A 12,391-nucleotide genomic window follows, 5' to 3' on the forward strand; every position below is an offset into this window, starting at 1 on the left:
GGCGAATACTGCATGGGGAATAAATTTTTTTCATCCGTGCAGTCTTTTGCCTCCCGCCGCATTTATAGAGTGTACAGAATAATGCAAATGGAGGAACAGATACTGGCCGAAGGGTGCAGGAAAGGGGACGATACGGCTCGCAAGGAGCTGTACGACCGCTATGCCGGCCGTCTGTTGTCGATTTGCATGCGTTATGCCGCAGACCGCGCGACGGCCGAGGATCTGCTCCACGATGCTTTCCTGAAGATCTACGGGGCGTTTGACCGCTTCACCTACCGGGGACCCGGATCGCTGCGCGCCTGGATCGAGCGGGTCACTGTCAACGTGGCGCTGGAGTGGATACGCAGCCGTTGCAAGCCGGGAAGCGTGACGCTCGACGAGGGAAAGGCCGCGGCGGAGGTGGCGGAGCCGGATGTCTCGGAGATGGCCCGCGTGCCGCGCGACGTGCTGATGCGCTTCATCGGCGAGCTGCCCGAGGGGTATCGGGCGGTATTCAACCTCTACTGCATCGAGGAGTATTCCCACCGCGACATCGCCCGGATGCTGGGAATCAACGAGAAAAGCTCCTCTTCGCAGTTGTTCCGCGCCCGGGCTATGCTGGTCCGCAGGATCAGGGCCTATTTGGAGACGCACTGAAGAAGAGAGGATGCCGTTTCGGAATGTTTGAAAAATGAGGGATCATCCGGTGATGCCGGACCTACGATAGGACTATGAAACAAGACAAGGATTGGATCGATGCCATGCGGAATGCGCTTCGCGACGCCGAACTTCCGCCTCCGGAGGGGGGATGGGAGCGTCTGCAGCGCGAGCTGGGCGGTGCGGCTCCGGGGCCGGAGGCTTCCGCGGGCAAACCCCGCGGGTTCGTATGGCGGATCTACCGGCCGCGGATCGTCGCCGCAGCGGCTGCCGTGCTGTTCTGCATTGTGGCGGGAGAGCTTCTGCTCCGGTCGGACAAGACGTTGGAACGTGACGGGGCTGTTGTCGCATCGGTGGCGGAAGAGGAGGCGGCCGGGGTTGCCATACCGCAGTCCGCCGAGGCGGAAACCCTGCAGGAGACCCTTGCAAAGGCGGTGGGAATGCCTCGCGAACAGACTGCCGGGGATGGACCCGCAGCGGGAGCCGGGGAGCTCCTCGCCGCGACTGCAGGGCCCGCAGCACAAGCAGCCCGGGGAAATCGCCGGGCGGAGGGCCGGACAGCACTCCGGGCCGGAGCGGGCATGACGGCGGATGTTTTCGGTGACGGTGCAAAGGCGCCGTCCGGGGCGGTTGAGAAAGTTCCAGCCGGAGCGGCGGCAACGGCTTCGTCCGGAGAAGGCGCAAAGGTGTCGTCCGGAGCGGCCGGAAAAGCCTCATCCAAAGAGGGTACCAAGGCGGCGGCCTCCGGCGGCAGGGCTTCGACGCAGGCTTCCGGTCGCTCTGCGGTGCGGTCGGCTGCCGGCATATCCGGTCGTGGGGGGGACTCCGACGAGCCGTTCGTAGCCTACGCCAGACCGCATAAAAAAGCGTCGTTCTCTCTGTATGCCGGCGGCGGCGTGGCGGGCGGAAACCGCGAAGGACTGGCTCCCCGGATGCTCGGCTCCTCGATAATGAACGACGCTTCGTCGGTGATCGGCAACGGCAACAGCCTGGCGCCCCTGCGCGGCGGCGGATACGACGCGGGTTCGTTCCGTCACCACCAGCCGTTGAGCTTCGGTATCGCCGTGCGCAAGGAGTTCGCGCACGGGATGTCGCTGGAAAGCGGCGTCAACTACACCCTGCTGCGTTCGGACGTGAGGATGCGTTACATCTCGGGCGATGTGGCGCAAAAACTCCATTTCATAGGTATTCCCCTGCGTTTCAACTGGCAGTTCTTCGAACGCGGCCGCTTCTCGCTCTATCTGGGTGCGGGCGGCATGGTCGAGAAATGCGTCTCGGCCAAACTCGGATCCGAGACCGTCGACGAACCGGGCGTGCAGTGGTCGGCACTTGCCGCCGTGGGGGCGCAATACCGCGTAGGCGGTATGGTGGGACTCTATTTCGAGCCCGAAGGATCGTATTACTTTACGGAGACCGAATTGCGGACGTCGCGTACGGATTCTCCCCTGACTTTGACCCTGAGACTGGGCGTGCGCCTCTCTTTTTGATGTCTCGGATCGCATAACGTACCTGTTTATCGGATAAGAGGAGTTCGCACCGGGAGGGCGGATTCCTCTTGTTGTTTTGCGGCTTATTGTGTCTAAAAATAGTATCAAATGGATCAAATATGCTATTTTTGTTGTATGATCGAAATTTGTTACTATTTTTGTTGAACGAATAAAGTGACGCCGCCACGCCCGATCTTGCATTTGTCCAGATACGATAAAAAAACACAGGCGCGCTTTGTTGCGCACCTGTGTGTGGTAGTCCCGACGGGAATCGAACCCATATCGTAAGAACCGGAATCTTATATTCTATCCATTGAACTACGGGACCGGGTGTGCAAAGATGCAAATTTTTTTTAATATTCGAAAGAAAAATGCGAGAAAAGCAGAATAATTGGCAAAGAATTGAGGCCGTAATCAAGTGGGCGAATATGTCGACCAACTATTTTGCGCGATATATCGGTCTGGCGCGTGGCGAAAATCTCTATCAGATCAAGCGGGGCAACAACGGCATTTCGCTGGATGTTGCCGAGCGTATCGTCGGCAAATTTCCCCGGATCGACAAGCTCTGGCTGCTGACCGGCGAGGGACAGATGTTCTCCGGAGAGCAGATGCGCGGGGTGCAGATACCTTATTATAGTACGGATGTCGAGCAGGGCATCGCCCGTCTGGATCGGCTCGACGCCGAGAGCAACCTCATCGTGCCTCCGGTGGGGGAGTGTGATCTGGCGATGTGCTATACGGGCCGTGCGATGGGCAACATCGTGCCGCCCGGAACGGTCGTGCTGCTGAAAGCCGTGGACCGCGATGCAATTATTCCCGGGGGTGAATATGTGATTGTCTGCCGAAAAATTGTAACTTTGCGGATAGTTCGGGCTGCCGACGAGGAGGGAAAAGTCCGCCTGGTGGCCGGAGATCGGGATAATTTCGATGATATCATTTTGAAAGTCAGTGATATAGTCTCGGTCTACAAAGTGAAGGGTAAATTGATCATTAACAGTTGAAGAGTATGTTTTCAGGCATTGTGGAGCGTATGGCGGAAGTGGTTTCGATCCGCACGGACCGGCAGAACAAGGATTTCGTACTTCGGGCGGATTTCTGCAAGGAGTTGAAAATCGACCAGAGCATAGCGCATAACGGCGTATGTTTGACAGTTGTGGACATCACGGAGGATACCTACACCGTGACGGCCATGAAGGAGACGCTCGACAGGAGCAACCTCGGGTTGCTGCGCGAGGGCGATCTGGTCAACCTCGAGCGCTCGATGAAGCCCGATGCGCTGCTCGACGGGCACATCGTGCAGGGACATGTCGACCAGACGGCGGTCTGCACGGCGAAGGAGGATGCCGACGGAAGCTGGTACTTCACCTTCAGCTACGAGCCCCAGGGCGCCGGGCTCTGTACGGTCGAGAAGGGCTCGGTGACGGTCAACGGCGTGAGCCTCACGGTCTGCGACTCGAAAGAGAAGAGTTTCCGGGTGGCGATCATCCCCTATACCTTCGAGCACACGAATTTCTGCCGCATCGAAGTTGGGTCGGTCGTGAACCTCGAATTCGACATCATCGGCAAATACATCGCCCGACTGATGCAAAACTACACGAAGTAAGCCTATGGTACACATCAAGACAAAAGAGGGAGCATCGCTGTGGATCGCCCTGCTCGCCTCGGCGATTGTCGCCGTGGGGATGGGTCTGCTGCATATCGAATGGTGGATCACGCTCTGCACGTCGGTCGGGGTGTTCGTCGTGGTGGCGCTCGCGGCGCTGTTCATCATCCGCAAGTATGTAGCCTACAAACTCAAGCCGATCTATTCGATCGTGCTTTCGCGCGACGTGCACACCAACGAGATCTTCTCGGAACTCAAGGACAAGCGTGTCGAGAACATCGGCGATGAGTTGACCGCGTGGGCCGACACCAACGACAAGGAGATCGCCCGGCTGAAGGAGGCCGAGTGTTTCCGCAAGCAGTATCTGGGCAATGTGGCCCACGAGCTGAAAACCCCGATATTCAATATCCAGGGATATATTTCGACGCTGCTGGACGGCGGACTGGAGGACGAGCTGATCAACCGCAAATACCTCGAGCGCGCCGAGAAGAGCATCGACCGCCTGATCAATATCGTCAACGACCTCGACACCATTTCGAAGCTCGAAAGCAGCATGAACAAGCTCAATCTGGAGCGATTCGACGTGGCGGCGCTGGCCCGGGAGATCGCCGAGCAGGCCGAGATGGAGGCCGACCGGAAGGAGATCCGGATCGGGGTCAAGGGTGCCGACAGCCTGCCTTCGCCCTTCTGGGTGCTGGCCGACAAACACTACATCGGGCAGGTGTTCGTCAACCTGATCATCAACTCGATCCACTACGGCAAGGAGGGCGGGCAGACCCGCATCCGGTTCCGCGACATGCTGGACAAGATTCTGGTCGAGGTCGAGGATAATGGGGCGGGCATCGCCAAGGAGGACCTGCCTCGTGTGTTCGAACGCTTCTACCGTACGGACAAGGGGCGCTCGCGGGAGCAGGGCGGCACGGGACTCGGACTGGCTATCGTCAAACACATCGTCGAAGCGCACGGCGAACGGATCACGGTCCGCAGCGAACTCGGCGTGGGCAGCACGTTCTCCTTCACGCTGAAGAAGGTGAACATGCAGGAGGCGAAATAGAGCCTGCGCGAAATCCGGCGCGCCAGCCCTGTTTGAGGGGCGGTCGGTTCCCGGGGGCAGGGCCCGTTGCAGTTGGAGCCGATTTCCGGGTGCGGGGCCCGTTGCTGTTGGGGCCGGTTCCCGGGTGTGGAGCAGAGCGCCTGCCGTCTCCCTTGCCGAAGCAGGGGCGGGGTGTAGTCGATTCGGAGGAGGAGGCAGCCCCTTGAAAAAGCAGAACCGAATGAAGTAACAACTTGAATAAATGACATATCCTTTGTTAGTACAACCGTTATCCATCGTTTGGGATTTCGATCCGGTGCTGTTTCGCATCGGGGCGATCGACATCCGCTATTACGGGCTGATGTGGGCCCTGGCCATTCTGATCGGCGCGAAATTCTTCGACAACTTCGTCAGACGTGAAGGACTGCCCGCCAAGGTCTCGGAGTCGATTTTCATTTATGGAACACTCGCCACGATCCTCGGAGCGCGGCTCGGCCACTGTCTGTTCTACGATACGATGGAGTATCTTTCGAAACCGTGGACCATCCTCACGGGATTCCGCGATGGCGGACTGGCCAGCCACGGCGCGGCCATCGGTCTGCTGATCGGCTTGTGGCTCTTCTCGCGCCGCAACAAACTGCCTTACATCTGGTCGCTGGACCGCATCATGATCCCGGTGGGGATCGGCGGCGCGATCGTGCGCCTGGGCAATCTGTTCAACTCGGAGATTTTCGGACAGGCGACGACCCTGCCGTGGGGCTTCGAGTTCGTCCGTTCGCACAAGTGGGCGGCCGAGTTCGCCCCTGCGGCGGTGCACCCGACGCAGATCTATGAGGCGATCTGCTATCTGGCGACTTTCGGCATCCTCTGCTGGCTCTATTACAGGAGGGACATTGCGCGCCGCCGTCCGGGCATCCTGTTCGGCATCGGCCTGATCGGGACCTTCCTCACGCGGTTTTTCATCGAGTATATCAAAACCGAGCAGGAGCCTTTCGAACTGGAGTGGGCGCTATACATGGGCCAATGGCTCAGCATCCCCTTCATCCTGCTGGGAATCTATATGATCTGGCGGGGGGCGACCCGTCCCGAGACGCTCCCGGCTTCGGGCTCGGCTCCGCAACCCAAATCCCCGCCTGCAACACCTAAAAAGAAGAAGAAATGAATGCGAACCCGATGGAAGAGCAGATCGGCCGCCTTGTCGGCAACCTGCTGGCCGGCGGCGGAGAGATTTTTCTGCCCGGCGTAGGTTCACTCTACACCGAGCGACAGGGAGCCCGACGGCTCAACCGACACACCGTGCAGCCGCCGAGCCGCACGGTGGCCTTCACCTCGCAGCAGCGGGGTGTATCGCTGGTCGACGCGATTGCCGGCGTCCTGCGTGAGGCCGGCGGTTCCGAAAATCCCGAAGCCGAGGCGCAGGCTGTCTACGACCGCTGGATGGCCCGGGTCCGCCGCGCAGACCTGCTGACCATAGAGGGTGTCGGAGTGCTGAAATTCAAGAATTTTATCCCCGATGAGGCGTTCGACCTCCGGCTCAATCCGCAGGGCCGCGAACCCGTGCGGATCCGGGTGCAGCGCCGTTTCGACTGGCCGCTGTGGGTTGGCATCGCGGCAATCGGCATCGCGGCGCTCTACGGCGGACGGGAGTTGCTCCTGTTCCGTTCGGGGACGCCGGAAACGGCCGTCGTGGCGGAGATGCCCGGTGTACCCGACAACTCCGGGGAGGTCGGAGCGCCAGATCTCCGGGAGGGGGCTTCTGAAACGGAGGGCTCCGTGGCCGGAGATTCCGTTGCGCTGACCGGCAGAGCTGCTTCGGAACCGTCCGTTCCCGATGCCGCACCGGAGGCGGAGACCGCCGACGCGCATTCGGCGCAGGAGCAGGGCGATCCGATGGCGCTGCTCTCGGGCCGCCACTATGTCGTGCTGGGGGTTTTCAGCTCCGAAGCGAATGCCCGGCGTGCCGGGCGGGAAGGCGAGGCCCGGGAGGCGACGTTCCGTTGCCGGATTTACCGTTTCGGGGGCAAATTCATGGTTTCGCCCTTCTCGTCGGACGATGCCGGAGCCTGTGCGCAGTTCATCCGCGCGCAGGACGGGCGATTCCCCGACATGTGGACCTATACCGCCCGCTGATGGCCCCTGCCGAATTGATAACCCGGGTGATCGACTGGTTTTACATCCGGCCCGTCGCCGCGCTCCTGCCCCGGCAGGTGTTCCGTTATGCGGTCTGCGGCGGTGTGACCTACATGCTGTTCGATCCCGTCTGCTATTTTCTCCTTTACAATTTCATCTTGGCGCACCGCTACGTCGATTTGGGATTCGTGGTCGTCTCCCCGCACATTGCGGCGATGATTCTCGTCTTTCCGTTCACCCTCTTCGTGGGCTTCTGGCTCAACCGTTATGTGGCATTCCGCCGGTCGCCGATCGGGGCCGGGACGCAGCTCCTGCGCTACCTGCTTTCGGTGGCGGGGTCGGTGGTGCTGACCTATGCGGGTCTGAAATTCTTCGTGGAGGTCTGCGGTGTGTGGCCTACGCCCGCCAAGATGGTCACGACGCTGCTGACGACGGTTTACAGCTTCTTGGCGGCCAAATACTTCACCTTCCGGCACGCCGAAGAGCCATAGGGGCAGGCGGAGGGTTGTAGACCGCGGGCCCGTAGGGGCGTAGGATGGCGGTAGAGCGGTAGGGTAGCGGAACCCGAAGGGCCGAAGAGCCGTGGAGCCCGTCGGAGGCCCGAATGCAAAGGGAGCGTCGCCGCTCCCTGTTTTTATTTCTTTCTATTTCCGGAGGTTCTCCTCCCGCAGTTTCTGGAGTTCGTACATCCGGTCGCGGAATTTCGCCGCGGCGAGGAAGTCCAGCGATTTGGCTGCACGTTCCATGTCCTCGCGCGCCTTGTCGATCAGCGCATCGATGTTTTCGCCGGCCGTGTAGCTCTTCTGCACGTCGGCGGCCGTTGCGTAGTGTTCTTCGACGATGGGATAGGCCGTCATGTCGACCTCCGACGTGTCGACGCGTCCCGCCAGCAGGGCGCTTTGTCCCGAGCCGCTCTTCTGTGCCTGCCGCGGCAGCATCTCGTGCTCCATGTTGTAGCGCACCTGCTTCTCGCGGCGGCGGTTGCTCTGCTCGATGGCGTAGCGCATCGAATCGGTGCAGGTGTCGGCGTAGAGAATCACGTTGCCCTGGGAGTGGCGCGCGGCGCGTCCGGCGATCTGCGTGAGCGACCGGACATTGCGCAGGAAGCCCTCCTTATCAGCGTCGAGGATCGCCACGAGCGCCACCTCCGGCAGATCGAGCCCCTCGCGCAGCAGGTTCACGCCGATCAGCACGTCGAACAGACCGCCACGCAGGTCCTCGAGAATCTGGATGCGCTCCAGCGTGTCGACATCCGAGTGGATGTAGCGGTTGCGCACGCCCACACGGTCGAAGTATTTCGATAGCTCCTCGGCCATGCGTTTGGTGATGGTCGTCACGAGTATCTTGTCGTCGTTCTTCACGCGCTTGTCGATCTCCTCGATCAGGTCGTCGATCTGGTTCAGCGTCACGCGCACCTCCAGCGGCGGGTCCACCAGTCCAGTGGGGCGGATCAGCTGTTCGACGACCACACCCTCGCTCTTCATCAGCTCGTAGTCTGCGGGGGTGGCGCTCACGTAGATCGACGTGCCCTGCAGCTGTTCGAACTCCGCGAAGGTCACCGGGCGGTTGTCCTTGGCCGCCGGGAGGCGGAAGCCGTACTCCACGAGGTTCTCCTTGCGGGCGCGGTCGCCGCCGAACATGGCGTGGACCTGGGGCAGGGTGACGTGGCTCTCGTCCACGACCATCAGGTAGTCCTTCGGGAAATAGTCGATCAGGCAGAAGGGGCGCGTCCCGGCGGCACGTCCGTCGAAGTAGCGCGAGTAGTTCTCGATGCCGGGGCAGTAGCCCAGCTCCTTGATCATTTCCAGGTCGTACTCCACGCGCTGCTTGATGCGGTGGGCCTCCATCGGCCGCCCGGCGCGTTCGAAGAACTCGATCTGCTTGCCCAGGTCGAGGTAGATCTGCTGCACGGCGGCGTTGATGCGCTCCTTGGTCGTCACGAACAGGTTCGTGGCGTAGAGCGTGATGCTGTCGAGCGAGTTGATGCGCTGTCCCGTGACGGGGTCGATCGACTGGATGGCCTCCACCTCGTTGTCGAAGAACATCACGCGGAAGCATTGGTTGCCGAATTCGCCGAAGGCCGCCATGATGTCCACCGTGTCGCCGTTGACACGGAAGGTCGCAGGCTCCAGCTCGCGTTCGGTGCGGGTGTAGAGCGCCTCGACCAGCTTGTAGAGGAAGTGCTTGTAGCTCACGACCTGCCCCACCTTGATGGTGATGGCCGTGGCGTGGAAGTCCGCCGGGTTGCCCGCGCCGTAGAGGCACGAGACGCTCGAGACGACGATCACGTCGCGGCGCCCCGACAGCAGTGTGGCGACTGTGGCGAGACGCATCTTCTCGATCTCGGCATTGATCTGGAGGTCTTTTTCAATATAGGTATCCGTCGAAGGCAGGTAGGCCTCCGGCTGGTAGTAGTCGTAATACGACACGAAATACTCCACGGCATTCTCCGGGAAGAAGTTGCGGAACTCCCCGTACAACTGTGCCGCGAGGGTCTTGTTGTGGCTCAGGACCAGCGTCGGACGGTTCAGCCGCGCGATGACGTTGGCCACCGTGAACGTCTTTCCCGAACCCGTCACTCCCAGCAGCGTGTTGTGTTTGGAGCCGTGCTCGATCGAACCGACGAGCTGCTCGATCGCCTCCGGCTGGTCGCCCATCGGGGCGTAGTCCGATACGAGTTTGAAATTCATGAGGCAAAGTTACATATTTTTTTGGATATGGAGCGGAAATCGCTCGCTGAGGCGCATGGTCGATCGTATTCTTGATATTTTTGCGTACCTTTGTAGGCTATGATCGACCGGGAAACAGTAGACCGCATTTACGCCGCCGCCAATATCGTGGATATTATCGGCGACTACGTCACGCTCAAACGCAAGGGCGTGAACTACCAGGCGTGCTGTCCGTTCCACAATGAGAAGACCCCGTCGTTCGTCGTGTCGCCCTCGAAGGGCGTCTACAAGTGCTTCGGATGCGGCAAGGGCGGCAACGCCGTGACCTTTCTGATGGAACACGAGAACATCACCTATCCCGAGGCGCTGAAGATGGTGGCCAAGCGCTACGGCATCGAGGTCAAGGAGAAGGAGATGTCGGAGGAGGAGGTGCGTCGCAACGACGACCGCGAGTCGATGTTCGCCCTGAACGGCTGGGCCGCGGAGTATTTCGCCAACTACCTCCACCGCGAGACCGAAGGCGAGAGTGTGGGCCTCGCCTATTTCCGTCAGAAGCGCGGGATGACCGATGCCACGATCCGCAAATTCGGGCTGGGATTCTGTCCGGCGAAGGGCGACCGGATGTCGAAGGACGCCCTGGCGGCGGGGTACAAGCAGGAGTTCCTCCTCGCAACGGGGCTTTCGCTGGTCAGCGACCGGGACGGCTCGCTCTTCGACCGTTTCCGCGACCGGGTGATCTTCCCCGTGCACAACATTTCGGGGCGCATCGTGGCCTTCGGAGGCCGCACGCTGCGCACGGACAAGCAGGTGGCCAAGTATCAGAATTCCCCGGAAAGCGAGATATACAGCAAGAAACGCGAACTTTACGGGCTCTATTTCGCCAAGAAGGCCATCCAGCAGCAGGATTTCGCCATCATGGTCGAGGGATATACCGACGTGATTTCGATGCACCAGGCCGGGGTCGAGAACGTCGTCTCCTCGTCCGGCACGTCGCTGACAATGGAGCAGATACGCCTGCTGAACCGCTTCACGCGGAATATCACGGTGATCTACGACGGCGACTCGGCGGGGATTCACGCCTCGCTGCGCGGGATTGACATGATCCTGAAGGAGGGCATGAACGTGCGCGTGGTGCTGCTGCCCGAACCGGAGGATCCCGACTCGTTCGCGCGCAGCCATACGGCGGCCGAATTGCAGGAGTATATCCGCGACAACGAGCAGGATTTCCTGGAGTTCAAGGCCAAGCTGCTGCTGAAAGACGCGCAGGGCGATCCGATCCGGAAGGCGGCGCTGATTGGCGACATGGTGCAGTCGGTGTCGGTGATCCCCGATCCGATCCAGCGCTCGGTCTACATCAAGGAGTGCGCGCGGATCATGGATATTGACGAGCAGATTCTCATTTCGGAGGTGGCGCGCAAGCGCATGACCACGTCGGGCGACCGCGAGACCGACGAGTTCCTGCGCCGCCAGACGACCCTCCGGCAGCGGGAGGCGCCGCAGCCCGAGGTGGAGTATGTCAAGCAGGTCGAGGCGGGGAGCAGTTTCGAGACCCTGGAGCGCGAGATCGTGAAATACCTGCTCAAGTACGGGCATTGCTCGTTCGATTTCAAGGAGGGCAAGACGATGGTGGCGTGCAACGTCGCGGAGGTGATTTTCTCGGAACTCAGCGACGACAACATTGCCTTCCGCAATCCGGTCTACAACAAGATCATGGCGACCTACCGCGAGCAGTGGGCGCAGCTGGGGACAGGGGTGGAGGTGCCGGCGCACATCTTCCTGAACCATATCGACCCCGAGGTGTGCAACATGTCGGTGGACATCCTCACCTCGGACGACAACTACGTGGTCAGCGACCTGTGGCGGCGTAAGGAGATTCACATCGATACCGACGCCGAGATGCTGGCCGTGGGGGTTCCGAAGGCCGTGACACTCTACAAGTCGAAGGTGGTCAAGGCGCTGATCGAGGAGTTGCAGGCCCGGCTGGAGGACGAGAACATCTCCGACGAGGAGCAGAGGGATGTGGTCCAGCGGCTTACGGCCTACAATAATGTGAAAGCGACGATTGCAAACAAGATACAACGATTGATTTTATAACCCCCTGTGACGGGCCGCATCGCAGGGTGTAGACTGGGAAAAAGCCCGTCGGAAGCGGGTTTCGGCAGGAAATGCCGGGATGGAGTTTTGAAGAAAAAAGGGGCAGGGATCGGGGCGTACGCGCATCACTGCGCATACCGTGTGCAAACAGAAAATAAACAGAAAGATGTGTAAAACATATCAAAGATAAAAGAATTAGTTACCTTGACCGATTCCCACCCCCGCAATTAAAATCGCAATTTGTGTGCCGTTTTTGAGTATTATGAGTGAACAGAAAAAGATAAATATCCGGAACAAGCGTGCGACGTTCGATTATGAGATTCTGGAAGAATACGTTGCAGGCATCGTGCTTGTCGGAACGGAGATCAAGTCCATCCGTGCCGGCAAGGCCTCGATGGTCGATACGTTTTGCTATTTCGACCGGGGCGAATTGTGGGTGCGCGGTGTCAACATCGCCGAATATGCCTGGGGGACGTGCAACAACCATGCGCCGCGCCGCGACCGCAAGCTGCTGCTCACGGCCCGCGAACTGGACAAACTCCGGCGTGCCTCGCAGGACAAGGGCCTCACGATCGTGGGCCTGCGGCTGTTTCTGAACGAACGCGGTCTGGCGAAGGTCGTCGTGGGGCTGGCCCGCGGCCGCAAGGCGTACGACAAGCGCGAATACCTGAAGGAGAACGACGCGAAGCGTGAGATGGACAAGGCGATGAAGACCTACCGGTAATTGGCCGTGGAGTCG

The 12,391-nt window shown here is 60.3% G+C and carries 11 protein-coding genes and 1 tRNA gene; 10 read left to right on the forward strand and 2 right to left on the reverse strand.

The features are described 5' to 3' along the window. Nucleotides 1-87: 87 nt before the first annotated feature. Together QZ460_RS00885 and QZ460_RS00890 are read left to right on the forward strand one after the other, a co-directional pair. Nucleotides 88-636 carry a sigma-70 family RNA polymerase sigma factor gene (locus tag QZ460_RS00885; protein WP_290539700.1) on the forward strand — a complete coding sequence of 183 codons (549 nt, stop codon included), beginning with the start codon at nucleotides 88-90 and terminating at the stop codon, nucleotides 634-636. 74 nt (nucleotides 637-710) lie between these two features. Next, nucleotides 711-2,123 (forward strand): hypothetical protein, encoded by a 1,413-nt coding sequence (locus QZ460_RS00890; RefSeq protein WP_290539701.1) that lies wholly within the window; start codon nucleotides 711-713, stop codon nucleotides 2,121-2,123. A gap of 253 nt (nucleotides 2,124-2,376) precedes the next feature. On the opposite strand, the gene QZ460_RS00895 is transcribed toward QZ460_RS00890, so the two are convergent. Then, a tRNA-Arg gene (locus tag QZ460_RS00895) sits at nucleotides 2,377-2,451 on the reverse strand. Between the two features lie 43 nt (nucleotides 2,452-2,494). Between QZ460_RS00895 and QZ460_RS00900 the strand changes: the two genes are divergently transcribed. The 6 genes from QZ460_RS00900 (at nucleotide 2,495) to QZ460_RS00925 (ending at nucleotide 7,380) form a co-directional block, all read left to right on the forward strand. Continuing rightward, nucleotides 2,495-3,124: a hypothetical protein gene (locus tag QZ460_RS00900; RefSeq protein WP_366934975.1), complete on the forward strand. Its 630-nt coding sequence runs from the start codon at nucleotides 2,495-2,497 to the stop codon at nucleotides 3,122-3,124. 5 nt (nucleotides 3,125-3,129) lie between these two features. After that, nucleotides 3,130-3,726 (forward strand): riboflavin synthase, encoded by a 597-nt coding sequence (locus tag QZ460_RS00905; protein WP_290539703.1) that lies wholly within the window; start codon nucleotides 3,130-3,132, stop codon nucleotides 3,724-3,726. 4 nt (nucleotides 3,727-3,730) lie between these two features. After that, entirely contained in the window at nucleotides 3,731-4,780 is a 1,050-nt protein-coding gene (locus QZ460_RS00910; protein ID WP_290539704.1) for an ATP-binding protein, read from the forward strand. Between the two features lie 241 nt (nucleotides 4,781-5,021). Beyond that, nucleotides 5,022-5,921 carry a prolipoprotein diacylglyceryl transferase gene (gene lgt / locus QZ460_RS00915; protein WP_290539705.1) on the forward strand — a complete coding sequence of 300 codons (900 nt, stop codon included), beginning with the start codon at nucleotides 5,022-5,024 and terminating at the stop codon, nucleotides 5,919-5,921. Beyond that, a complete protein-coding gene (locus tag QZ460_RS00920) occupies nucleotides 5,918-6,889 on the forward strand; it encodes a hypothetical protein (protein WP_290539706.1) in 972 nt (323 codons plus the stop codon). Before lgt ends, QZ460_RS00920 begins: the two co-directional genes overlap by 4 nt. Further along, complete coding sequence (locus tag QZ460_RS00925; protein WP_290539707.1) at nucleotides 6,889-7,380, forward strand: GtrA family protein; 492 nt, start codon at nucleotides 6,889-6,891, stop codon at nucleotides 7,378-7,380. The genes QZ460_RS00920 and QZ460_RS00925 overlap by 1 nt, the downstream gene beginning before the upstream one ends. A 153-nt stretch (nucleotides 7,381-7,533) precedes the next feature. Here the strand turns inward: QZ460_RS00925 and uvrB are convergent, their stop codons facing one another. Beyond that, nucleotides 7,534-9,579 carry an excinuclease ABC subunit UvrB gene (gene uvrB, locus QZ460_RS00930; RefSeq protein WP_290539708.1) on the reverse strand — a complete coding sequence of 682 codons (2,046 nt, stop codon included), beginning with the start codon at nucleotides 9,577-9,579 and terminating at the stop codon, nucleotides 7,534-7,536. A 99-nt stretch (nucleotides 9,580-9,678) separates the two neighbouring features. Between uvrB and dnaG the strand changes: the two genes are divergently transcribed. Together dnaG and smpB are read left to right on the forward strand one after the other, a co-directional pair. Further along, nucleotides 9,679-11,652, forward strand: coding sequence for a DNA primase (gene dnaG / locus QZ460_RS00935; protein WP_290539709.1), 1,974 nt, complete (start codon nucleotides 9,679-9,681; stop codon nucleotides 11,650-11,652). Nucleotides 11,653-11,914: 262 nt separating this feature from the next. Continuing rightward, complete coding sequence (gene smpB, locus QZ460_RS00940; protein WP_290539710.1) at nucleotides 11,915-12,376, forward strand: SsrA-binding protein SmpB; 462 nt, start codon at nucleotides 11,915-11,917, stop codon at nucleotides 12,374-12,376. The last annotated feature ends 15 nt before the right edge of the window (nucleotides 12,377-12,391 follow it).

The sequence above is a fragment of the Alistipes sp. genome (genome assembly GCF_020026455.1).
Taxonomy (GTDB): domain Bacteria; phylum Bacteroidota; class Bacteroidia; order Bacteroidales; family Rikenellaceae; genus Alistipes.